This is a genomic window from Nonomuraea ceibae (assembly GCF_019396325.1).
In the GTDB taxonomy this organism is placed as follows: domain Bacteria; phylum Actinomycetota; class Actinomycetes; order Streptosporangiales; family Streptosporangiaceae; genus Nonomuraea; species Nonomuraea ceibae.
On record NZ_JAHKRO010000030.1, the window covers coordinates 36,103 to 58,108 of the forward strand.

A 22,006-nucleotide genomic window follows, 5' to 3' on the forward strand; every position below is an offset into this window, starting at 1 on the left:
CCGGGCCCGCGGCGGCCGTCAGTGGTCGGCGGCCTTCTCCGCCCCCACCCCGGTGAGGGAGCGGACCTCGATCTCGGCGTACTTGGCCGCGTTGTACTCCTTGCTCAGGATCGTGCCGAGCCAGCCGCACAGGAAGCCGAGCGGGATCGAGACGATGCCCGGGTTGCTGAGCGGGAACCAGGCAAAGTCGGCGTCCTTGAACAGGGCGGCCTTGCTGCCGGAGACGACCGGCGAGAAGATCACCAGCACCAGGGCGGACAGCAGGCCGCCGTAGATGGCGCTGACGGCGCCGGTCGTGTTGAACCTCTTCCAGAACAGGCTGTAGAGGATCGCCGGCAGGTTGCCCGAGGCGGCCACGGCGAAGGCCAGGGCGACCAGGAAGGCGACGTTCTGGCTCTGCGCGAGGATGCTCAGGCCGATGGCGACGGCGCCGATGACCAGGGCGGAGATCCGGGCCACGACGACCTCCTGCCGCTCGCTGGCCTGGCCGCGCCGGAAGACGTGCGCGTACAGGTCGTGGGCGAAGCTGGAGGAGGAGGCGAGCGTGAGGCCGGCGACCACCGCGAGGATGGTGGCGAAGGCGACGGCGCCGATGAAGGCCAGCAGCAGCGTGCCGCCGACCGAGCCGAAGATCTCCTCGCCGATCCGCAGCGCGAGCAGCGGCGCGGCGGTGTTGCCTCCGGGGTCCTGGGCGACGATGGCCTCCCTGCCGACCAGGGCGGCGGCGCCGAAGCCGAGGACGAGCGTGAGCAGGTAGAACACGCCGATGATGCCGATGCCCCAGAGGACGGACTTGCGGGCGTCCTTGGCGGTGGGGACGGTGTAGAAGCGGATGAGGATGTGCGGCAGGCCGGCGGTGCCGAGCACGAGGGCGAGGCCGAGGCTGATCAGGTCGATCTTGCCGGCGATGCCCTGCGCCTCGGTGCCGTACTTCAGGCCGGGGATGAGGAAGCTGTCGGGGTTGGCCTTGGGTCCGCTGGTGGCGGCGGCCTGGCCGAGCAGCGCCGACAGGTTGAAGCCGAACTTGCCCAGCACCAGCACGGTCACCAGGGCGGCGCCGGTCATCAGCAGCACGGCCTTGACGATCTGGACCCAGGTGGTGCCCTTCATGCCGCCGAAGACCACGTACACGATCATGAGGGCGCCGACGGCGACGATCGTCCAGATCTTGCCGGCCTCGGAGGTGATGCCGAGCAGCAGGCCGACCAGGGCGCCCGCGCCGACCATCTGGGCGAGCAGGTAGAAGATGCTGACGACGATGGTCGAGACGCCGGCGGCGGTGCGGACGGGTCGCGGGCTCATCCGGAAGGCCAGCACGTCGGCCATGGTGAACTTGCCGGAGTTGCGCATGAGCTCGGCCACCAGCAGCAGCGCGACGAGCCACGCCACGAGGAAGCCGATGGAGTACAGGAACCCGTCGTAGCCGGACAGCGCGATGATGCCGGCGATGCCGAGGAAGGAGGCGGCGGACATGTAGTCGCCGCCGATGGCCAGGCCGTTCTGCACGCCGCTGAAGGAGCGCCCGCCGGCGTAGTAGTCGGCGGCGGTCTTGGTCTGGCGGCTGGCCCAGAAGGTGATGCCGAGCGTGGCCGCGACGAAGACGAGGAAGAGGATCGTGGCGAGGGTGGTGGAGCTCACTTGGTCTTCTCCTCGACCTCGTGGCGGAGCTTGTCGGCGATCGGGTCGAGCTTCTTCCCGGCGTGCCTGGAGTAGGCCCAGGCGATGAGGAACGTCGTCACGAACTGCAGCAGCCCGAGGATCAGCCCGACGTTGATGTCACCGAGCAGCTTGATGCCCATGAAGTCGCGGGCCCATCCCGACAGCACCACGTACAGCAGGTACCACACCAGGAAGGCCGCCGTCATGGGGAACGTCCACCGCCTGAAGCGGCTCTTCAGCTCCTGGAACTCGCTGCTCCTCTGCACCTGTTCGTAAACGGACGCGTCATGTTCTCTGGTCGTCACGAGACCTCCACTGTGATGCGGATCACGCACAAGGTAAGAGCGCAACCTACCCGCGGTGGAGGGGTCTCGCAGGGCTGTTCGGCGAGCCGCCGCCGAACGGCGTTCAGCTGGTCAGGGGTTGCGGTGAATGGTCCCTTATGTACGACGAACGGTCAGGCGATTCCGCCCAGCGCGCCGCCCAGGTCCTCGATCAGCGTGGCGGCGGGCTCCAGGCCGACCGCCAGGCGCACCAGGCCCACCGGGACGCCCATGGTGGCCCGCACGCTCTCCTCGACGGTCAGCGCGGGCGCGTTGACCAGGCTCTCGAACCCGCCCCACGACACGCCGATCCGGAAGTGCCGCAGCCCGTCGAGGAAGGCGCCCACCTCGGCGCGCGAGTCCGTGTCCAGCTCCACGCTGAACAGGCTGGAGAAGCCCGACATCTGGCCGCGCGCGACGCCGTGGCCGGGATGCGAGGGCAGGCCGGGGTGGTTGACCCGGCGTACGGCCGGATGTCCCTCCAGGTACGCGGCGACCGCCAGGCCGCGCTCCTGGTGCGCGGCCATCCGTACGGGCAGCGTGCGCAGGCCCTTGATCACCCGGGCGGCGTCGTGCGGCGACATGGCCGCGCCGTACAGCTGGTATTCGGTCAGCGCCAGCGGCCTGATCAGCCGCGCCGGGCCCGCCACCACGCCGCCGACCACGTCGCTGTGCCCGCCCGCGTACTTCGACAGCGAGTGCACGACCAGGTCCACGCCCTTGGTCAGCGGCTTCTGGAACAGCGGCGTCGACCAGGTGTTGTCCATCACGGTGACCAGCCCGTGGCCGCGCGCCCACCCGGCGACGGCCTCCAGGTCGAAGATCTCGTAGCGCATGTAGGAGGGCGACTCGAAGTACAGCAGCCGGGTGCCGGGCCGCACCGCCTCCTCGCACGCCGCCAGGTCGGCCGCGTGCGTGTGGGTGACGCCGAACTTCTCCAGGTAGCGCAGGAACTGCGTGGTCGGCCCGTAGACGGCGCCCAGCACCAGCACGTGGTCCCCGGCCGACACCAGCGACGAGATCGCCGCCGAGATCGCGCCCATCCCGGAGCCGAAGCACTTGGCCCGCTCGGCCCGTTCCAGCGCGGCCAGCTTGCGCTGCAACAGGTCGACGGTCGGGTTGGTGCCCCGCCAGTAGACGTAGCGCTCGTCCTCGTCCCTGATCGCCGCGCCGAGCTCCGCCATCGAGCCGAAGGTGAACACGCTGTTGCCGAACACCGGCGGGTTGACCGCGCCGAGCTGCCACGGCTCGTCCTCGCCCAGCCGGGCGCAGATCCACTCGTCATCCATGACGGCCCACCCTAGGACAGCGCCCGCCCGTCACCCCCGGGGCCGCCAGTCGCCCCGGTCGAGGTCGAGGTTCTCCGGGGTGTGCAGGCGGACCATCGTCCTGGCCACGCCCAGCGGCACCCGGTCGGGCGTCAGGAACGACACCGACACCATCACCGCGAACGCGATCGGCACCGTCCACGCGGCGGGCTGGGCCAGCAGGGCGCCCGCCAGGCCCTCGTACGGGCCGCCGGTGATGGTGGCGAGCACGGCCGAGCAGGCCAGGCCGCCGCCGACGAACAGCCCGGCGAGCGCGCCGGTGGTGGACAGGCGCCGCCACCAGATGCCGAGCACGAGCAGCGGGCAGAACGACGAGGCGGCGACCGCGAACGCCAGCCCCACCACGTCGGCGACCGGCAGCGCCCGCGCCCACAGCGCCAGCCCGAGCGGCACGGCGACGGCCATGAGCGTGGCGATCCGGAACGAGCGCACGCCGCCCTTGAGCAGGTCCTGGGCGATCACCCCGGCGACCGACACGGTCAGCCCGGACGAGGTGGACAGGAACGCCGCGAACGCCCCGGCGGTGACCAGCGCCGTCAGCAGGTCGCCGAGCGTGCCGCCGACCATGCGGGCCGGCAGCGTCAGCACCACGGCGTCGGTGCGGACGAGGTCGGGCGCGTAGATGCGGCCGAGCCAGCCGTACAGCGCGGGCAGCAGGTAGAAGGCGCCGAGCAGCGACAGCACGACGAGCGTGGTGCGGCGGGCGGCCCGCCCGTCGGGGTTGGTGTAGAAGCGGACGAGCACGTGCGGCAGCCCCATCGTGCCCAGGAACGTGGCCAGGATCAGCGAGTACGTCGAGTACAGGGCGTAGTCCTTGGCCCCGGCCAGCGGCACCTGCCAGACGGCGGCGTCCACCGGGTCGAGCGCCGGGGCGCCGTCGGCCTTCCACGCCAGCAGCAGGAACACCAGCGGCACGGCCAGCGCGGTCAGCTTCAGCCAGTACTGGAACGCCTGCACGAACGTGATCGAGCGCATGCCGCCCGACAGCACGTTGACCGCGACCACGACGGCCACCAGCAGCCCGCCGGCCCACACCGGCGCCCCGGTGATCGTGCGCAGCACCAGGCCGGCGCTCTGGAACTGCGGCATCAGGTAGAGCCAGCCGATGAGCACGACGAGCACGCTGGCCGTGCGCCGCACCACCATCGACTCCAGCCGCGCCTCGGCGAAGTCGGGCAGCGTGTAGGCGCCGGAGCGGCGCAGCGGCGCGGACACCAGCACGAGCAGCACCAGGTAGCCGCCGGTCCACCCGACGGGCAGCCACAGCATGTCGACGCCGTAGCTGAGGATGAGCCCGGCCACGCCGAGGAAGGAGGCCGCCGACAGGTACTCGCCGCCGATCGCGGAGGCGTTCCACAGCGGGCTGACGGTGCGGGAGGCGACGTAGAAGTCGGAGGTGGTGCGCGAGAAGCGGATGCCGAAGGCGCCGATGAGCACGGCCGCGACCATGACGACGACGACGGCGGCCAGGCTCATGAACGGTCGACCAGGTCGGCGAAGTGGCGTTCGTTGCGCTCGGCCTGCCGGACGTACAGCCAGGCGCCGATGACGAAGGCGGGGTAGATGAGCCCGGCGAGCACTGCCCACGGGAGCGGGACGCCGAGCAGGTGGGCGTCGCGCAGCTCGGGGATGAGCAGGAACAGCAGCGGCAGCCCGCCCACGACGCAGCCGAGCACCGTGCACACGAACAGCGCCAGCCGGAACTGGGTGCGCAGCAGCGAGCGCATGTAGACCTCGCCGAGGTGGGTCTGCTCGTCGATCTCCCGGGTGGCCGGGCGGCGGGGCCGGCGGGCGGCGGCGGTGCGCGGGCTGGTGACGGCGGTGCGCCGGCCCGGCCGCGGCTCGGGGCTCACTCGTGCCGTCCCTTCCTGGCGCGGCGGACGAGCAGGTCGCGCAGCTCGCGGGTGTGGCGGCGGCTGACGGGCAGCTCGGTGTCGTGGACGCGGACCGAGCACCGGCCGGAGTCGATGTGCAGCTCCTCGATGTGCTTGACGGCGACCAGGTGGCTGCGGTGCACGCGCACGAACCCGGCCGCCGACCAGCGCTCCTCCAGCGTGGCGAGCGGGATGCGCACGAGGTGGCTGCCGGTGGCGGTGTGCAGGCGGGCGTAGTCGCCGTGCGCCTCCACGTAGATCACGTCGGCGCTGGAGACGAACCGGGTCACGCCGCCCAGCTCGACCGGGATGGTGTCGCTCTCACCGCCGTCGGCGGGCACGTCGGCCGAGACGGCCACCCGCCTGATCGCCTCGGCCAGGCGCTCCGGCCGCACCGGTTTGAGCAGGTAGTCCTCGGCCTTGATCTCGAACGCGTCGACGGCGTGTTCCTCGTACGCGGTGACGAACACCACCCGCGGCGGGTTGGCGAACTGCGACAGCAGCCGGCCGAGCACGACCCCGTCGAGGCCGCGCATCCGGATGTCGAGGAAGACCGCGTCGATGGGCCTGCCCTCGGCGATCGCCCGGTCCAGCAGCCGCAGCGCCGCCGAGCCGTCCCTGGCGGTCGCCACCTCGCCGATCCGCGGGTCGGCACGCAGCAGGTACGACAGGTCTTCCAGGGCGGGAAGCTCGTCGTCGACCGCGAGGACCCGAAGTTGTGCCATAGACAGTGATAAAACCGACAACGAAGATCCAGGTCAACGGGCCGAGACGCCCGGGTGATACTTCGGCAACCTGACGTTGACCTTCGTGCCCGCCCCGCGCCCGGTCTCGACCACCAGCCCGTACTCGTCGCCGTAGACCTGGCGCAGCCGCTCGTCCACGTTGGCCAGGCCGATCCCGCCGTCGGAGGCGGTCTCCCCGGCCAGGACGCGGCGCAGCCGGTCGGGGTCCATGCCGAGCCCGTCGTCCTCGACGCTGATGCTGCACTCGGCCCCGGCGTCCTCGGCCACGATGGAGATGCGGCCGACGCCGTCCTTGCTCTCCAGGCCGTGGCGCACGGCGTTCTCCACGAGCGGCTGCAGGCACAGGAACGGCACCGCCACCGGCAGCACCTCGGGCGCGATGCGCAGCGTGACCTGGAGCTGGTCGCCGAAGCGGGCCCGCTCCAGGATGAGGTAGCGGTCGATCGAGCGCAGCTCCTCGGCCAGCGTGGTGAACTCGCCGTGCCTGCGGAAGGAGTAGCGGGTGAAGTCGGCGAACTCCAGCAGCAGCTCGCGGGCCCGCTCCGGGTCGGTGCGGACGAACGAGGCGATCGTCGTCAGCGAGTTGTAGATGAAGTGCGGCGAGATCTGCGCGCGCAGCGCCCGCACCTCGGCCTCCATGAGCAGCGTGCGCGAACGGTCGAGCTCGGCCAGCTCCAGCTGCGAGTCGACCCAGCCGGCGACCTCCTGGGCGGCCCGGACGAGCCCGGCGGAGGCGTGCGTGCCGTAGGCGGTCAGCGCGCCGACGACCCGCTCGTCGGTGGTGAGCGGCACCACGACGGCGTTCCTCACCGGGCATTCGAGCAGGTCGCAGTCGATCGCCAGGACCTGGGTGCGGCCGTCCTGCAGGGTCGCCCTCGCGTGCTCGAAGGCGTCCTCGGCGTGATGGTCGCCGGCGCCGTCGTACACGAGCAGGCGCTCGCCGTCGGTGATGGCGAGCGCGGCCGAGCCGAGCAGCTCGCGCAGGTGGCGCGAGGCCCGCTGGGCGCCGTCGACGGTGAGCCCGGCGCGCAGCGGCGGCCCCGCCAGCGACGCGGTGTGCAACGTCTCGAACGTGGCCCGCTCCGCCGGGCTGGTGCCCAGGTCGCGGCGGCCCCGCATGACCCGCCACAGCACGATCGCGGGCACGCCGACGAGCACGGCCACCACGGCGACGCCGACCAGGTATTCCACCGTGCGGCCCGGCTCAGCCCAGCGCCTTGGCGATCCGCTCCGCGTAGGAGGCGGCCTCGTCGGCGGAGGAGTAGGTGGTGCGCGGCCAGAAGAAGCCGCGCAGGCCGTCCTTCTTGACCCGGGGCACCACGTGCACGTGCAGGTGGGGGACGCTCTGGCTGATCCGGTTGTTCATCGCGACGAACGTGCCGCCCGCCTCCAGGCCCTCCTCCACGGCGCGGGCCATGCGCTGGACGCTCTCGAAGAACGGCCCCACCCCGGTCAGGTCGGCGAGCGTCTCGGCGTGCACGCGCGGCACCACGAGCACGTGCCCCTTGAACACGGGCCGGGTGTCGAGAAAGGAGACGGACACCTCGTCGGAGCCGACGATCGTCGCCGGGCGCTCCCCCGCGACGATCTCGCAGAACAGATCGGTGCTCATCGGCCGACCTTATCCGCGAACGCGGTCCAGCTCGTCACGTTGGGGGCCGACCACTCCTGCGGCGCGTGCAGGAACCGCTCCCCGGCGCGCTCGCGCAGCCTCGGCGGCACCTCGGCGCCCTTGCCGCCCCGGCAGTGGTAGACGAGCCCGCCCGGCCGCTGGGCCATCGCCATCCACGGCAACCAGGGCGACACCCGGCACCAGGAGAACACGCTCGGCACGTCCGGCAGCTCCGACTCGACGTCGGCCGCCCGGGCGAAGAACTGGAACAGCTCCATCGCCCGGTACGTGTCGTCCGCCGAGTTGTCCGGATAGTCGGCCACCTTCAGCGGCGACGGGTAGGCCAGGCGCACGTCCACGTTGAACACCACCTGCTCGCCCAGCCGCGTCACCGGCACCGGGTAGCCGCCCAGCCGCTGGTTGACCGGGTCGTTGAAGACGTGCTGCACCTCCACGCGGCGGCCGGTCAGCGGGTTGTCCCACACGTCGAGCACCTCGCGGGTGCGCGGGTCGAGGTAGAGGGCGGCCTCCCGGGTCAGCAGCAGCCAGCCGCCGCCGTCGCCGCGCACCGCCCTGGCCACGTTGACGCCCTCGAAGCCGAACAGGTGATGCGGCCCGCCGCCGGGCTCCCAGCCATAGACGTCGCCGGTCCACGACGAGATCGTCTCCGCGCCGTCGGAGGAGGCGCGCACGCGGATGAAGTCCATGCGCGAAGCCTCTCACTTTCAGCCCGGCAGATCATCCGGCTCCGGCGGGTCGCGCGGCACCGCGTACGGCTCCCGCCCGGGGGGCCGGCCCTGGGCCGCGGCGCGCTCCCTGATGAGCTCGGCGTCCAGCTCGGCGCCGAACAGCAGCGCCATGTTCGACAGCCACAGCCAGATGAGGAACACCACGACCCCGGCGAGGGCGCCGTAGGTCTTGTTGTAGGAGCCGAAGCCCGCCACGTACAGCGCGAAGCCGCCCGAGACCAGCGCCCAGAGCACGACCGCGAGCAGGCCCCCGGGCGTGATCCAGCGCATGCCCGGCTGGCGGACGTTCGGCGCCGCCCAGTACAGCACCATGATCAGGCCGGCCGCGATGAGCGCCAGCACCGGCCACTTGAGGATGTCCCACGCCGTCACGGCGGCGTCGCCGAGGCCGAGCGCCTCACCGGCCGCGGCGGCCAGCTCGCCCGTCAGCGTGACCGCGATCGCGCCCACGACCAGCAGGATCATCATCATGACCGTGAGGCCGAGCCGCAGCGGGGTCAGCTTCCAGAACGGGCGGCCCTCCTCGATGTCGTAGATCTCATTGCACGCCCGGATGAACGCGGCGATGTACCCGGAAGCCGACCACAGCGCGACCAGCAGGCCGGTGATCGCCACCAGGCCCGCGCCGCCGGTGCTGCGCACCCCGCGCACGCTCTCCGCGATCAGGCCGCGCGCCTCCTCCGGCGCGAGCACGACAAGGGAGCCCACGACCGTGCCGAGGTCGTCGCGGCCCAGCAGGCCGAACAGCGACACCAGCACGATCAGCGCCGGGAACACCGACAGCACCGCGTAGTACGTCAGCGCCGCCGCCAGGTCCTGGACGCGGTCGTTCTTGAACTCGGCGAACGTTCTTCTGATCACCCGCCACCACGACCGGCGTGGCAGCTCGGCGGGTCCGTCGGGGGCCTCCACGCGTCACTTGGCCTTGTTGCGCCTCACCATGCGGCGCACGACCAGGGCCACCACCGTCCCGAGCGCGACCATCACGAACACCGGGCGCTTCTTGACCTGCTCCGGCGTGGCATCGCCGACCCTTTCGCCGACCCTGCCCGCGACCTCGTGCGCCTTGCCGGTCATCTCGTGCGCCTTGCCCTTGGCGGCGCCCGTCATCTCGTGCGCCTTGCCCTTGGCGGCGCCCGTCATCTCGGCCGTCTTGCCCTTGGCCGTCTCCGCCAGCTCCGTGGCCCTGTCCTTGGCCGTGCCTGCCATTCTGCTCGCCTTTCCTCTGGCCGTGGCCGCCGCGTCGGCTGCCCGGCTCTTGACGTCCGCCTTGTGCGCCAGGGCGCTCACCGTCTCGCCGAGCTCCCGGCGGGTCTGCCTGATGTCCTCCCGGACCGCGTCCGCGTCGTCACCCTGGGTACGGTGCTCGCTTCCGGACCGTTTCGCGGCCCGGCCCCCGGTCAGGGACTCCTCCTCCGTGGCGCGCGACCTGACCGCGTCGGTGCGGTCGTCGGCCTGGGGAGGTTCGGGGATGAAGGTCTCGTGCTCCTCGCGGGCCAGCTCGGCCTCGTGCGCGTTCTCGGCCGCGCCCGGCCTGGTCGGCGGCACGTTGATGGACTCGGCGTCCGTCGGCGTGCCGACGGTGGCCCGGCGCGCGCCGACCGTGCCGGCGTGCTGGTCGCTGCGTCCCGGATCGGTCTCGCTCATCGCCGCGCCCCTTCCTTGACCGCGTCGACGTCGGCCCGCAGGCTCGCGATGGTCTCGGTCGGGACCGGCGGCGTCGCCTGCTTCACCTTGCTCTTGCCGGCCAGCCCCAGCAGGGCGGCCACGATCAGCAGGACCACTCCGACGATGGCCGCGGCGACCCACGCGGGCATCACCAGCGCGAGCAGCATCACCACGGCGGCCACGAGCACCGCGCCGCCGAAGAACGCGACCAGCCCGGCCGCCCCGAACATGCCCGCGCCGAACCCGGCGCGCTTGCCCTTCTCCGTGAGTTCGAGCCTGGCCAGCCGCAACTCGTCCTTGACGAGCCGGGAGACCTGCTCGGAAAGGTCGTTGACCAGTTTGTGGGTGTCGTTCACGACGTCGCCTCCTCCGTCGCGAACCCGCCTACCCGAAGAGCCCGGCTTCTATCACCCCGCGGTTTTCCGCCGGGCCGGGTCCTACCGCTTGGCGGCGCGCAGGAGCAGGCCGACCAGCGACTCGACCGGCGACTTGGGCGCCTCGCACCAGTTGTCCGGCTTCTTGGGGGCGCTCCACGGGGACGGGAGCTCACACGACGGAGCCGGCGGCTTGGGCCGCTCGCACCACGATCCCGGAGTATTCATGCCTCCAGTCTACGACTTGCACTGATTTTTCCCATGAGCCGGCCAGTGCGCCGTCGGCGGACTCGGGCCACCGGCCCCTCCCGGTCCGGGTACCCTGCCGAGGTGCTGGTCGTGCATGGGGTCTGGGCCGGGGACGGGGTCGCCTTCTGGGCGGAGGACACCGCCCTCGCGCCGCGTGCCGCCCGTGGCCCGGCGCCGCGCGCCCATCCCTGGGCCGCGCCGGTCGAGCGCCTCCCGGCGGGCGGGCCGCGCATGCTGGAGCTCCTGCTGCCGGGGTCCGCGGCCGAGCCGCTCCCCTCCCCCGAGACCGGGCTCCTGTCCGCGGTCACCCGCCCCTCGCTGCGCCCCTGGCGCGTCCCCGCCGTGGTCCCGCCCCTACCCGCCGCCGTACACCTCCTCGCCCCCGACCCCACCCCAGCCGCCGCCCCCGCCGCTGACCCCGACCCTGCCCCCGGCCCCGACCCTGCCCCCGGCCCCGACCTCGCCCCCGGCCCCGACGCTGACGCCGGCCCTGTCTCCGATGCCGGGCCCGGTCTCACCGGCTGGGGTGACGCCGTGCCGGGCGCTACGGTGCGGCACTGGCGGGCCGTCGCCGCGTTCGCGCGGGATCTCGTACGCCGCGGCCGGGTCGTTCCCCAGCTGGAGCTGACGGAGGCCGACGGCGAGGCCCGGGCGGCCTGGCGCGCGGTCGTCACCGGCGCCGACGCCGCCTACTTCCGCGACCTCGCCCTCACCATGCCCCCCGCCTGCCGCACCTGGGCGGTCGAGCGCCCCTCCCACGAGGTGCTGCGCCAGGCCCTGGACGCCTTCGCCGACACTTTCGCCCGAACCGCCCTGAACGCCCGGCCTCCGCAGGCGGACACGGGCACAGGCACGGGCACGGGGCGGGGGCGGTGGCTGGCCGCACTGGCCTCCCCCGGCGCCGCCTGCCCCGGCGCCGCTTCCTCCGACACCGGCTCTCCCGACCCCTCCTCCCCCGACCCCTCCTCCCCCGGCACCGCTTCCCCCGGCACCGCCTCCCCCGACGCCGCCTGCCCTGACGCCGCCTGCCCCGATGACCCGGACCTGCGGCGGGCCCTGGAGGAGTGGCGCCGCTCCGTGGAGTCGGCCGAGGGCGCCACCCGCGTGTGCTTCCGCCTCACCGAGCCGGTCGACCCCCCGGCTCCCGCCGGGGACGGCCGCGACGACGCGGGCGGTGAGCATCGGTGGCGGGTGGAGCTGGCGGTGCAGGCGGCCGACGACCCGAGCCTGTACGTGCCCGCCGGGAAGGTGTGGGGCGGCGGGCCGGTGGCCGGGTTGCCGGCCGGGGCGGAGCGGGAGCTGCTGGCCGGGCTGGGCCGGGCGGTGCGGCTCTATCCGGAGCTGGACCGGGCGTTGCGGGTGCCGGAGCCGGAGGAGCTGGTGCTCGACACGGCCGGGGCGTTCGCGTTCCTGCGGGAGGCGGCGCCGTTGCTGCAGGCGGCCGGGTTCGGGGTGCAGCTGCCCCGCTGGGCGGGCCGGGCGAGGCTGGGGCTGAAGGTGACGACGCGGACGAAGACGCAGAGCGCGGCGGCGAGCCAGGGGTTCGGGCTGCGCGAGCTGGTGGACTTCCGGGTGGACCTGGCGGTGGGCGGGGAGACGATCGGCGAGGAGGAGCTGGCCGAGCTGGCCCGGCTGAAGGTGCCGCTGGTGCGGGTGCGCGGCCAGTGGGTGGAGCTGGACGAGCGGCAGCTCGCGGCGGCGCTGCGCGCGGTCGGCGGCGAGCGCGGCGGGGTGCTCCCGGCGGCGGAGGTGCTGCGGCACGTGGTCCAGGGCGACGACGAGCTGCCGCTGCTGGAGGTGGACGCCGACGGGGTGCTGGGCGAGCTGCTGTCGGGCCGGCCGGAGGGCGGGCCGGAGGGGCGGCCGGCTGTGATCGGGACGCCGGCGGGCCTGGACGCGACGTTGCGCCCCTACCAGGAGCGCGGGCTGGCGTGGCTGAGCTTCCTGTCGGAGCTCGGGCTGGGCGGGGTGCTGGCCGACGACATGGGGCTGGGCAAGACGGTCACCACGCTGGCGCTGCTCGTGCACGAGCGGGCTGCGGAGCCGACGCTGCTGGTGTGCCCGATGTCGCTGGTGGGCAACTGGCAGCGGGAGGCGGCGCGGTTCGCGCCGGGCCTGCGCGTGCACGTCCATCACGGCAGCGGCAGGGACGCGGCCCGCATCGCGGACGCCGACCTGGTGATCACCACGTACGGGACGGCGCAGCGCGACCTGGAGACGCTGCGGCGGGTCGCGTGGCGGCGGGTGGTGTGCGACGAGGCGCAGGCGATCAAGAACAGCGGCACCCTCCAGGCGCAGGCGGTGCGGTCGATCCCGGCGGGCACCCGGCTGGCGCTGACGGGCACCCCGGTGGAGAACCACCTGGCCGAGCTCTGGTCGATCATGGAGTTCGCCAATCCGGGCCTGCTGGGGCCGAAGGCGCGCTTCCGCACCCGGTTCCAGGAGCCGATCGAGGCGCGGCAGGACGAGCAGGCCGCGCAGGCGCTGCGTCGGGCGACGGGGCCGTTCATCCTGCGCCGGCTCAAGACCGACGCCTCGATCATCTCCGACCTGCCGGAGAAGCTGGAGGTCAAGGAGTGGTGCACGCTGACGCCGGAGCAGGCGTCGCTGTACCAGGCGGTGGTGGACGACATGCTGGGCAGGATCGACGACAGCGAGGGGATCGAGCGGCGCGGCCTGGTGCTGGCGGCCATGGCCAAGCTGAAGCAGGTCTGCAACCATCCGGCCCACCTGCTGAAGGACGGCTCCCGGCTGGCGGGCCGGTCGGGCAAGCTGGCGCGGCTGGAGCAGCTCGCGGAGGAGATCCTGGCCGAGGGCGAGAAGGCGCTGCTGTTCACGCAGTACGCGGAGTTCGGCAGCATGCTGCAGCCCTATCTGGAGCAGCGGCTGGACCAGCCGGTGCTGTGGCTGCACGGCGGGCTGCCGAAGAAGGCGCGCGACCGGCTGGTGGACCGGTTCCAGCAGGACGACGAGCCCATGCTGTTCCTGCTGTCGCTGAAGGCGGCCGGGGTGGGGCTCAACCTGACGGCGGCGAGCCACGTGGTGCACGTCGACCGCTGGTGGAACCCGGCGGTCGAGGACCAGGCGACCGATCGGGCGTTCCGCATCGGCCAGCGCAGGAACGTGCAGGTGCGCAAGCTGATCTGCGCGGGCACCCTGGAGGAGCGGGTGGACGAGATGATCGAGCGGAAGAAGGCGCTGGCGGAGCGGGTGGTCGGCGCGGGCGAGGACTGGCTGACGGATCTGTCGACCGGGGAGCTGCGCGAGGTGTTCCGCCTGACGGCCGGGGCGGTGGGCTGACGTGCCGGGCTGGAGCACTCCGATCAGCGTCGAGGGCGGTATCCGGGCCAGGTCGCGGCGCGGTTCGATCGGCTCGACCTGGTGGTCGAGGCGGTTCATCGACGTGCTGGAGCGGATCTGCGACAAGGGCCGCCTGTCGCGCGGGCGCGGCTACGCCAGGGCGGGCCAGGTGCTGTCGATCGACCTGTCGCCGGGCCTGGCCAGGGCGTCGGTGCAGGGGTCGCGCCCGGCTCCGTACGAGGTGACGATCGCCGTCGAGGTGTTCGGCGAGGAGCTGTGGCAGGCGGTCGAGCGGGCGGTGGCCGAGCAGGCCGTCCACCGGGCGAGGCTGCTGGCCGGGGAGATGCCGGAGGAGATCGAGGAGCTGTTCGCGGCGCTGGGCGCCGACCTGTTCCCGCGCGATCTGGACATGGCGTGCTCGTGTCCCGACTGGGGTTTCCCGTGCAAGCACGTGTCGGCGGTGCTCTACCTGCTGGCCGAGTCGTTCGACGACGACCCGTTCCTGGTGCTGGCCTGGCGGGGGCGCGCCCGTGAGGAGCTGCTGGGCTCGCTGGCGGCTGGCGGCGGGGCCGCGCTGGAGGTGGAGGACGTGCCGTTCGCCGACCGGCTCGCCGACTTCTACGCGCCCGCCGGCAAGGCCAGGCCCGAGCGACGCCCGTCCGCCGTGGAGCCGGGCCTGCTGCTGCGCGTCTTCCCGCCGCCGGCGGGCCTGTCGGCGCCGCTGACCGAGCTGTACGACCGCCTGCGCTAGGAGACCAGCCGGGCTGTGCGGGTCAACGGTCCTCGAAGTCGGCGGGCACCATGACGCGCACCCCGTTGGGCACCACGCGCAGCCGGATCGGGGTGCGCAGCCGCACCTCGCCGTCGACGTCGGCGGCCATCGGCGGGTCGGTCTCCAGCAGCATCTCGCGGCCGACGACGAACGGCCCGCCCGCCAGGCTGCGCCAGCGCCCGGTCGTCGCGCGGGCCAGCGTCTCGACGAGCAGGCGCACCTTCTTGCCGGAGCCGAGCTGGTAGGCCACGAGCATGCCGTCGTCGATGCTGATGTCGCGGGCCACCTGCCAGCCGCCGTGGAAGCGCCCGTTGGCGATGTTGAGCTGGTGGGTGAGCAGCTCGTGGCGCTGCCCGTCGACGGTGATGTAGGCGCGGAAGGGCCGGTGCCCCGGCAGCACGGTCAGCGCGGTCAGCGGGTAGGCGGGCCGGCCGAGCACCCGCTTGAGCCACGGCTTGACCTTGCCCGCGACCTCGACGGAGACGCCGAAGCTGGCCAGGTTGGCGAACGGCCGGTCGTCGGCCATGCCCAGGTCGATGTCGGCGACCTTGCCGGTGTCGAACACCCGGATCGCGCCGGCCAGGTCGAGCGGCAGGCCGAGGCTGCGGGCGAAGTTGTTGGTGGTGCCGAGCGGGAGAACGCCGAGCGCCACGTCGCGGTGGGCGACGTGGCGCACGGCGGAGGACAGCGTGCCGTCACCGCCGCCGACGATCAGCAGGTCGGGCCCCGTCGCCAGGGCCGTGTCGAGCAGGTCGCGCAGTCGCTTGGGGTTGTAGACGCCGATCTCGGCCAGCGGCTCGTAGCCCAGCTCGTGCAGCTGCTCGATCACCTCGAAGTAGTGGCGGCGGCCACGGCGTGAGCGAGTGTTGATCACCACCGCCACCCTGCGGTCCTGACGGATCGCCTCGGTGTGCTCGGCCTTGGTGCGCAATTCGCTCATGGTCATCAATGTTAGGGCCGCCGGGACACCGCCCGGCGGCCCCTTGGATCACTTCTTCGGCGGGGTCACCTGGACGAGCGCGCCCAGGTTGCCCGGCAGCGGGGTGACCAGCTTGAACTGGACGCCCAGCGCCTTGCCCTCGTCGCCGGGGTTGCCGGTGCCGAGGACGTGGCCGTTGCCGAGGTCGGTGCCGTAGAGCTCGGTCGCCGGGGTTCCGTCGACGTTGACCACGCGGGTGCTGTACGGCTGGTCGCCCTTGCTCGGGACGACGACGGAGGCGTCGAAGTCCCGGTAGTACAGCGAGCCGTCCTGCAGCTCAAGGCCCGGGTACCAGGTCTTGGCGTCGGTGAAGCTCGGCACGCCCTTCAGCGCGGGGACGTTCGTGCAGTACTCGCTGAACGGCTCGTCCGCGGCCTCGAGGCACTCCTTGAACGGGTAGGTCTTCGTGAAGGAGAACGCGGCGTTGGAGGTCTGCGAGCGGCCCTCCATGTTCTTGTGCCGTGACGGGTCCTTCGCGGCCGCCTCGCCGGTGCGGCGGAGCGGGTCGTAGTGCGAGTCCACGAGCAGCAGGCTGCCCTTGGAGCCGATGCTCGGCGCCGCTTCGAGGTTGTTGGCCAGCACGTTGTTGGTGTAGGTCGAGTCGCGGTACCAGACCAGCAGGCCCGGCGCGTTGTACTTGACCTTCTCCACCTTCCACGCTCCGTCACGCGAGTACGTGGTGTCGTAGGCGTACTGCAGGCCCTTGTCGAAGCCGTCGAAGTTGCGCCACTCGGCGAGGTAGAACCGGTCGATCTGGCGCTCGCCGTTGTTGATCGTCCAGCCCTGGCCGCTGGTGTTGGTGAACGTGCCGCCGAAGGCGCGCCAGCCGTTCTCGCCGTTCTCCACGTCGTCGCTCCACACGGAGGCGCCGCCGTTGGTGATCGAGAAGTCGTCGGCGTGCCAGCCGCGCGGCGTGAAGGCGGCGTCGGTGTTGTACGCCAGCCGCAGCTTGATCGTCTGGCCGGCGAACGGGGTCAGGTTGACGTAGTCGTGCCGCCAGCCGTCGGTGTTGCCGGTGATGCCGTACTTCTTGTTGCCGAACGTGGCGAGGTTCTTGTTCGGGTCCGGGTAGCCGTCGGGCGTGGTGATCTCGGTGCCGGCCTCGTCGTAGACCTTCTGCTGGGTCCAGGTGTTGCCGCCGTCGGTGGACACCTCGACGAAGCCGAAGTCCCAGTCAGCCTCGATCTCGTAGTTGTTCCACATCCAGAAGCGGACGTCGGTCCCGGCGGGCACCTGGATGTCGCGGGCCAGCGAGACGTTGGCCCACTCCTGGTCCATGCCGGACCACCAGGCGTTGGCGCCGCTGTGCGGGTCGATCATCTTCAGCGGCTCGGAGGCGAGGTTGACGCGGACGCCGTCCTCGGTGAAGCGGGGCGTGCGCGAGGTCTGGCCGACCGTGACGAGCTTCTTGCTGTCACCCGGGTTGAACACCTTCGGGTTCGCCCAGCCGAGCACCCACTTGTCCCAGAGGCCCATGTGGGTGGGCATCGACTGGAAGATGGGGCCGGAGTGGGAGCCGCTGGACATCAGGTCCCAGAAGTCCACCGCGGAGCTGGCCTGGCCGGAGGTGTCGTACAGGTCGGGCAGGCCGAGGTCGTGGCCGTACTCGTGGGCGAAGACGCCGACGCCGGAGTCCTCGGGCTGCACGATGTAGTTGGAGATCTTCTTGTCGGTGCCGGGCACCTGGTAGCCGCCGGCGACCGCGCTGGAGTGCGCCCAGATGGCGTACGTGCCCTCGGCGCCGCCGTCGGAGGACTTGTCCTTGCCGGCGTGGACGAGCACGAGGTGGTCGATCACGCCGTCGGGCTCGGCGAAGTTGCCGTCGCCGTCGGCGTCGGAGACGTCCTCGATGTCGTAGTCGGCCCACGGGAAGTCGGGCTGGGTCTGCGACAGGACGTTGACGGCGTCGATGGCGAGCTGGCCGGCGCCGAGCGGGTTGTCCGGGTGGCCCGACATGTCCTGCGGGACCCCGCCGCAGGCGGCCGCGCCGTACCACGCCTCGGAGTGCGGAGCCTTGATCCAGCCGACCGCGGAGCCGGTGACGGAGTAGGCGCCCTTGGACATCTCCTCGTACATCTTCTTCAGCGTGTGGCCGGAGATGTCGATGCCGGGCTTGCCGTCGCGCGGGTCCTTCAGGTCGGGGCGGACGCGCTCGGTGATGCCCTTGTCCGTGTAGAGCATCTTGTTGAAGTGCTCGGGGCTGAAGTCCTTGACCCAGAAGGAGTTGTTGTCCTTGTGCGGCAGCGTGGCCGGGTCCGGGATGTTGTTGTGCAGCGGGCCGTTCTTGAGCGTGCCGGCCGGCTCGACGACGCAGTCGTCGGGGGCGCTGTCGACGGTCCGCAGGCGGTTGAAGCCGGAGAAGTCGTCGTTGGCGTTCTCGTTGAACTCGACCAGCAGCGTGAGAAGCTTGGCGGTCTTCGTCTGCTTGGACTTTTTGAAGATCCATTCAGCGGGGTTTCGGCCGGTGCGGATGGCCTCGGCCTCGCGGGCCGCGAGCACCCGGGCAGCGGCCGGGTTTCCGCTGCTGAACTTCTGGTCGATCTTCTTCGCGGCGGAGATCGACCGCTTGTTCTTGCCCGGGACTCCCGGCTCGGCCGGCGGGTCGTCGTCCCTGGGTGGCGCGTAGTTAATGTAGTAGTCAGACGCGCTGGGCTGGTATGACGCGACCGAGTCGGCCTGAGCGCTGGGTACGGTCAGGGCGGCGCCGAGGAGGGCTACCGCCGGGATTGTGGCTAATAGGCGCTTCTTGCTGGGCACCAGTAACCCCTTCTGCCCGGGATCGCCGGGCGCAATGGCCATAGGGTCTTGCAAACCGGCACGGTAGACCGTTTCTAAAGATTGCGTAAAGTAGGTTGTGGAAATGTGATCAAACTACGACATTTCACAACAACCGCATCGCGGCAATGATCCCGCCCGTAACTGCTCCCCCGTAACAGACGACCGCGATGAACCCGTCGTACCGTCCGATCCCCAGCAGTTCCTCACTGGTGAACCTGATCCGGTGCGCCGCGTGGAACAGGCACAGCACCACCGCCACCACCAGCCCCGCCCGCACCCACAGCGGCTCCAGCAGCGCGGCCAGGTGCGCCGCGTCGGGCCAGCCGATCACGCCGAGCGGCATGAGCACCCCGAACAGCAGCGCCAGCACCGGCAGCACCAGCGCCGCGACGATCCCCCCGCCGCTGAACAGCAGCCACAGATACGGCTCAGGCGTCCTTCTCACGGCGTCTCCCCGGCTTCTCATGGCGTCCGCAGGACGACGTACGCGATCACCGCCGAGACGAGCAGCCAGCCGGAATGGTTGCCGCCCTGGATCATCCAGGCGGGCACCCGCCAGCCGTCCAGCCGCACCACGGTGGCCTTCGGGGCGAGGTTGAGGAACGTGATCGCGTGGTAGGCGGTCGCCGCCAGCGCCACCGTGTTGAGCGCGATCATCCACGGGCGCGCCGCCAGCGCCGTGAACTGCGCGTACGTCCCGGCGACCACCGAGTCGGCCAGCAGGACCAGGTACGCGACGGTCCAGGCGACGAAGACGCTGGTCAGCTCGCGCAGCACGAACAGCGTGTAGCGCCTGCTGCGGGCGAACCAGAGCGGGTCCCTGGGCGGGCGGCGGGCGGGCGCGGTCATCGCCGGCTCCACGGCAGCACCGAGCGCAGCGCGGCGGTCAGCTTGTAGCGCTGGATCGCCTCGGCCGGGTCGACGTGCTTGGGGCAGGCCCGGGTGCACTCGCCGACGAACGTGCACCCCCAGACGGCGTCGTCCAGGTTGAGCACGTCGAAGCGGTCGCCCATGTCGCGCGAGTCCAGGTTGTAGCGCTGGGCCAGCGCGATCGCCGCCGGGCCGAGGAAGTCCGGGTCGAGCACGTACACCGGGCAGGCCGAGTAGCAGAGCATGCAGTTGATGCACATGCTGTACTGCTTGTACGCCTCCAACTGGTCCGGCGTCTGGGCGTACTCGGCGGTGAGCGGCAGCTCCTCCCCCTCCCGGATCAGCCACGGCCGCACCGACGACAGCTTGGCCAGGAAGTCGTCGATGTCCACGACCAGGTCCCTGATGACGGGGAAGCCCTTGAGCGGCTCGACCCTGACCGGGCCGGCGCCGTACTCGGTGAGGAAGGTGCCGCAGGTCAGGCGGGGCTCGCCGTTGACGGTCATGCCGCACGAGCCGCAGATGCCCATCCGGCACGACCAGCGGAACGACAGGCTGCCGTCGAGCCGGTCCTTGACGTGGGTGAGCCCGTCGAGCACGGCCCAGTCGGGGCGCAGCGGCACGTCGTACGCCTGAAACACCGGCTCGTCGTCCTGGCCGGGCCGGTAGCGGGACACTTCCAGCCGGATGGAGTCAGTCACGGCCGTACACCCTTTCCCCGGGAGGCCAGCGGGTGATCGTCACGGGCAGCAGGCCGACCGACGGGCTGCCGTCGGGGGCCCGGTGGACCAGCGAGTGCGCCAGGTAGGCGGCGTCGTCCCTGGCCGGGAAGTCGGTGCGCTGGTGGGCGCCGCGCGACTCGCGCCGCTCGGCCGCGCAGGCCACGATCGTGCGCGCGACGTCGAGCATGGCGTGCAGCTCCAGCAGGGCGACCAGCTCGGTGTTGAAGGCGGCGCTGGAGTCGTCCACGAGCGCCCCGGCGGCCCGTTCGCCCAGCTCGGCGAGGGTGTCGGCGGCCTTGGCGAGGACGTCGCCGGTGCGGTAGATGCCGGCGGCGCCTTCGAGCGTGCGCTGCATCTCCTCGCGCAGCACGGCGATCCGCTCGCCGCCGCCCTCGCGCGCCCGCTCCAGCCGCCGCCGCTCGTCGGCGCCCTGGCTGCGGACGGCGGCCGCCTCGCCGTCGCGGTGGCCGCGGGCGAAGCGGGCGGCGGCCAGCCCGGCGCGCCTGCCGAAGACGAGGATCTCCGGCAGCGAGTTGGAGCCGAGCCGGTTGGCGCCGTTGATGCTCACGCAGGCCGTCTCGCCCGCCGCGAACAGGCCGGCGATCGGGGTGGCGCCGTCGAGGTCGGTGTGGACGCCGCCCATCATGTAGTGCACGACGGGGCGGACCGGGACGAGGTCGGTGACCGGGTCGAGGTTCTGGTAGCTGCGGCACAGCTCGCGCACGAACGGGATGCGCGCGTCGATCCTGTCCTCGCCCAGGTGGCGCAGGTCGAGGTGGACGACGGGACCGTACGGCGTGTCGACGGTGCGGCCCTTGCGCTGCTCGTGCACGAACGCCTGCGAGAGGCGGTCGCGCGGGCCGAGCTCCATGCTGCGCAGCCGGGGCGCCGGGGTGGGGGTGCCGAGGTCGTAGTCCTGGAGGTAGCGGTAGCCGTCCTTGTTGATCAGCCAGCCGCCCTCGGCCCTGGCCGCCTCGGTGATGAGGATGCCGGTGAACGGCAGGCCGGTGGGGTGGTACTGGACGAACTCCATGTCCTTCAGCGGGGCGCCCGCGCGGTAGGCCAGGGCCATGCCGTCTCCGGACTTGATGGCGGCGTTGGTGGTGAAGGGGAAGGCCCGGCCGCAGCCGCCGGTGGCCAGGACGACGGTCCTGGCGGGGATCGCCTCGACGCGGCCGGTGCGCAGCTCGACGGCCACGACGCCGTGGACGCGGCCGTCGTCGACGACGAGCCGGGTGACGTACCACTCGTCGTACCGCGCGATGCCGGGGTGTTTGAGCGTGGTCTGGAACAGCGTGTGCAGCAGGTGGAAGCCGGTCTTGTCGGCCGCGTACCAGGTGCGCATCCGCTTCATGCCGCCGAACGGGCGCACCGCGACGCGCCCGTCGCGCTCGCGGCTCCACGGGCAGCCCCAGTGTTCGACCTGGACGAGCTCGCGCGGCGCCTCGGCCACGAACGCCTCCACCGCGTCCTGGTCGCACAGCCAGTCGCCGCCGGAGATCGTGTCGTAGCAGTGCTCGTCGAGCGTGTCGCCGTCGGCGACGACCGCGGCGGCGCCGCCCTCGGCCGAGACGGTGTGGCTGCGCATCGGGTAGACCTTCGACACGACCGCCACGCTGAGGGTGAGGTCGCTCTCGGCGACGGCGACGGCCGCCCGCAGTCCGGCGCCGCCGCCTCCCACGATGAGCACGTCGATCATCGGTTCAGCTCCCGCGGTCCGGTTCGATCGGATCCTTCACCCGCTTGCCGTCGCAGCGGATGGCGGACAGGTGGATGCTGCCGTCGTGGTACTCGTGCCGGATCCGGCGGCAGCCGCAGTCGAAGAGCTGGTCACGGATCACCAGGCCGTAGCCGTCGTCGTCGAGGAGACGCTCACCGCCGTGCTTCTTGCCGCAGGGGGCGGTCTCGGGGGTGAAGGGGCTCTTGGCGCCTGTCATCGCCGATCTCCTTAGATGGGCGAAACGTAACCTCCACACAAGCACCGCGGCCCGGTCCGGGAAAGG

At 72.0% G+C, this 22,006-nt stretch carries 22 protein-coding genes; 2 read left to right on the plus strand and 20 right to left on the minus strand.

Annotation, left to right across the window (positions count from 1 at the left end):
* Positions 1 to 18 precede the first annotated feature (18 nt).
* The 13 genes from KME80_RS20410 to KME80_RS20470 form a co-directional block, all read right to left on the minus strand.
* The gene (locus tag KME80_RS20410; protein WP_219507424.1) at positions 19 to 1,638 is read right to left on the minus strand and encodes a monocarboxylic acid transporter; all 1,620 of its coding nucleotides are present in this window, start codon (positions 1,636 to 1,638) and stop codon (positions 19 to 21) included.
* Entirely contained in the window at positions 1,635 to 1,964 is a 330-nt protein-coding gene (locus KME80_RS20415) for a DUF485 domain-containing protein (protein WP_219507426.1), read from the minus strand. The genes KME80_RS20410 and KME80_RS20415 overlap by 4 nt, the downstream gene beginning before the upstream one ends.
* Positions 1,965 to 2,116: 152 nt before the next feature.
* Positions 2,117 to 3,271 (minus strand): trans-sulfuration enzyme family protein, encoded by a 1,155-nt coding sequence (locus KME80_RS20420; RefSeq protein ID WP_219507427.1) that lies wholly within the window; start codon positions 3,269 to 3,271, stop codon positions 2,117 to 2,119.
* A 30-nt stretch (positions 3,272 to 3,301) separates the two neighbouring features.
* Positions 3,302 to 4,786 carry a sodium/solute symporter gene (locus KME80_RS20425; protein ID WP_219507429.1) on the minus strand — a complete coding sequence of 495 codons (1,485 nt, stop codon included), beginning with the start codon at positions 4,784 to 4,786 and terminating at the stop codon, positions 3,302 to 3,304.
* On the minus strand, positions 4,783 to 5,163 hold the full coding sequence (locus tag KME80_RS20430; RefSeq protein ID WP_219507430.1) for a hypothetical protein: 381 nt from the start codon (positions 5,161 to 5,163) through the stop codon (positions 4,783 to 4,785). Before KME80_RS20430 ends, KME80_RS20425 begins: the two co-directional genes overlap by 4 nt.
* The gene (locus KME80_RS20435) at positions 5,160 to 5,909 is read right to left on the minus strand and encodes a LytR/AlgR family response regulator transcription factor (protein ID WP_219507432.1); all 750 of its coding nucleotides are present in this window, start codon (positions 5,907 to 5,909) and stop codon (positions 5,160 to 5,162) included. Before KME80_RS20435 ends, KME80_RS20430 begins: the two co-directional genes overlap by 4 nt.
* Before the next feature lie 33 nt (positions 5,910 to 5,942).
* A complete protein-coding gene (locus tag KME80_RS20440) occupies positions 5,943 to 7,121 on the minus strand; it encodes a sensor histidine kinase (RefSeq protein ID WP_219507433.1) in 1,179 nt (392 codons plus the stop codon).
* Between the two features lie 13 nt (positions 7,122 to 7,134).
* Positions 7,135 to 7,542, minus strand: coding sequence for an HIT family protein (locus tag KME80_RS20445; protein ID WP_219507434.1), 408 nt, complete (start codon positions 7,540 to 7,542; stop codon positions 7,135 to 7,137).
* Positions 7,539 to 8,249 carry a DUF1838 family protein gene (locus tag KME80_RS20450; protein ID WP_219507435.1) on the minus strand — a complete coding sequence of 237 codons (711 nt, stop codon included), beginning with the start codon at positions 8,247 to 8,249 and terminating at the stop codon, positions 7,539 to 7,541. The genes KME80_RS20445 and KME80_RS20450 overlap by 4 nt, the downstream gene beginning before the upstream one ends.
* Positions 8,250 to 8,267: 18 nt before the next feature.
* Positions 8,268 to 9,152, minus strand: a complete 885-nt coding sequence (locus KME80_RS20455; RefSeq protein WP_308125849.1) for a YihY/virulence factor BrkB family protein — start codon at positions 9,150 to 9,152, stop codon at positions 8,268 to 8,270.
* A 54-nt stretch (positions 9,153 to 9,206) separates the two neighbouring features.
* On the minus strand, positions 9,207 to 9,938 hold the full coding sequence (locus KME80_RS20460; protein WP_219507437.1) for a DUF3618 domain-containing protein: 732 nt from the start codon (positions 9,936 to 9,938) through the stop codon (positions 9,207 to 9,209).
* Positions 9,935 to 10,315 carry a phage holin family protein gene (locus tag KME80_RS20465; RefSeq protein WP_219507438.1) on the minus strand — a complete coding sequence of 127 codons (381 nt, stop codon included), beginning with the start codon at positions 10,313 to 10,315 and terminating at the stop codon, positions 9,935 to 9,937. The genes KME80_RS20460 and KME80_RS20465 overlap by 4 nt, the downstream gene beginning before the upstream one ends.
* 81 nt (positions 10,316 to 10,396) lie before the next feature.
* Positions 10,397 to 10,561, minus strand: coding sequence for a hypothetical protein (locus tag KME80_RS20470; protein WP_219507439.1), 165 nt, complete (start codon positions 10,559 to 10,561; stop codon positions 10,397 to 10,399).
* Between the two features lie 102 nt (positions 10,562 to 10,663).
* Here KME80_RS20470 and KME80_RS20475 point away from each other — a divergent pair, with 102 nt between their 5' ends.
* A complete protein-coding gene (locus tag KME80_RS20475; RefSeq protein WP_219507440.1) occupies positions 10,664 to 13,882 on the plus strand; it encodes a DEAD/DEAH box helicase in 3,219 nt (1,072 codons plus the stop codon).
* A gap of 1 nt (position 13,883) precedes the next feature.
* The gene (locus KME80_RS52785; protein WP_219507441.1) at positions 13,884 to 14,633 is read left to right on the plus strand and encodes an SWIM zinc finger family protein; all 750 of its coding nucleotides are present in this window, start codon (positions 13,884 to 13,886) and stop codon (positions 14,631 to 14,633) included.
* A 22-nt stretch (positions 14,634 to 14,655) separates the two neighbouring features.
* Here the strand turns inward: KME80_RS52785 and KME80_RS20485 are convergent, their stop codons facing one another.
* The 7 genes from KME80_RS20485 to KME80_RS20515 all read right to left on the minus strand — a co-directional run bounded on the left by KME80_RS20485 (position 14,656) and on the right by KME80_RS20515 (position 21,940).
* Entirely contained in the window at positions 14,656 to 15,594 is a 939-nt protein-coding gene (locus KME80_RS20485; RefSeq protein WP_219507443.1) for a diacylglycerol/lipid kinase family protein, read from the minus strand.
* 48 nt (positions 15,595 to 15,642) lie between these two features.
* Entirely contained in the window at positions 15,643 to 18,390 is a 2,748-nt protein-coding gene (locus KME80_RS20490) for an immune inhibitor A domain-containing protein (RefSeq protein ID WP_308125850.1), read from the minus strand.
* A 124-nt stretch (positions 18,391 to 18,514) separates the two neighbouring features.
* Positions 18,515 to 18,856, minus strand: a complete 342-nt coding sequence (locus KME80_RS20495) for a fumarate reductase subunit D (protein WP_219507447.1) — start codon at positions 18,854 to 18,856, stop codon at positions 18,515 to 18,517.
* Positions 18,857 to 18,873: 17 nt separating this feature from the next.
* Positions 18,874 to 19,260, minus strand: a complete 387-nt coding sequence (locus KME80_RS20500; protein ID WP_219507449.1) for a succinate dehydrogenase/fumarate reductase transmembrane subunit — start codon at positions 19,258 to 19,260, stop codon at positions 18,874 to 18,876.
* Positions 19,257 to 19,982 carry a succinate dehydrogenase iron-sulfur subunit gene (gene sdhB / locus KME80_RS20505; protein WP_219507450.1) on the minus strand — a complete coding sequence of 242 codons (726 nt, stop codon included), beginning with the start codon at positions 19,980 to 19,982 and terminating at the stop codon, positions 19,257 to 19,259. Before sdhB ends, KME80_RS20500 begins: the two co-directional genes overlap by 4 nt.
* On the minus strand, positions 19,975 to 21,702 hold the full coding sequence (gene frdA, locus KME80_RS20510) for a fumarate reductase (quinol) flavoprotein subunit (protein WP_219507451.1): 1,728 nt from the start codon (positions 21,700 to 21,702) through the stop codon (positions 19,975 to 19,977). Before frdA ends, sdhB begins: the two co-directional genes overlap by 8 nt.
* Before the next feature lie 4 nt (positions 21,703 to 21,706).
* The gene (locus KME80_RS20515) at positions 21,707 to 21,940 is read right to left on the minus strand and encodes a hypothetical protein (protein ID WP_219507452.1); all 234 of its coding nucleotides are present in this window, start codon (positions 21,938 to 21,940) and stop codon (positions 21,707 to 21,709) included.
* Positions 21,941 to 22,006: the final 66 nt, after the last annotated feature.

Coding starts and splice junctions, on each gene's coding strand:
- KME80_RS20425 (WP_219507429.1), bottom strand. CDS start 4,786: ATGAGCCTGGCCGCCGTCGTCGTCGTCATGGTCGCGGCCGTGCTCATC.
- KME80_RS20450 (WP_219507435.1), bottom strand. CDS start 8,249: ATGGACTTCATCCGCGTGCGCGCCTCCTCCGACGGCGCGGAGACGATC.
- KME80_RS20420 (WP_219507427.1), bottom strand. CDS start 3,271: ATGGATGACGAGTGGATCTGCGCCCGGCTGGGCGAGGACGAGCCGTGG.
- KME80_RS20470 (WP_219507439.1), bottom strand. CDS start 10,561: ATGAATACTCCGGGATCGTGGTGCGAGCGGCCCAAGCCGCCGGCTCCG.
- KME80_RS20445 (WP_219507434.1), bottom strand. CDS start 7,542: ATGAGCACCGATCTGTTCTGCGAGATCGTCGCGGGGGAGCGCCCGGCG.
- frdA (WP_219507451.1), bottom strand. CDS start 21,702: ATGATCGACGTGCTCATCGTGGGAGGCGGCGGCGCCGGACTGCGGGCG.
- KME80_RS20435 (WP_219507432.1), bottom strand. CDS start 5,909: ATGGCACAACTTCGGGTCCTCGCGGTCGACGACGAGCTTCCCGCCCTG.
- KME80_RS20500 (WP_219507449.1), bottom strand. CDS start 19,260: ATGACCGCGCCCGCCCGCCGCCCGCCCAGGGACCCGCTCTGGTTCGCC.
- KME80_RS20515 (WP_219507452.1), bottom strand. CDS start 21,940: ATGACAGGCGCCAAGAGCCCCTTCACCCCCGAGACCGCCCCCTGCGGC.
- KME80_RS20485 (WP_219507443.1), bottom strand. CDS start 15,594: ATGAGCGAATTGCGCACCAAGGCCGAGCACACCGAGGCGATCCGTCAG.
- KME80_RS20460 (WP_219507437.1), bottom strand. CDS start 9,938: ATGAGCGAGACCGATCCGGGACGCAGCGACCAGCACGCCGGCACGGTC.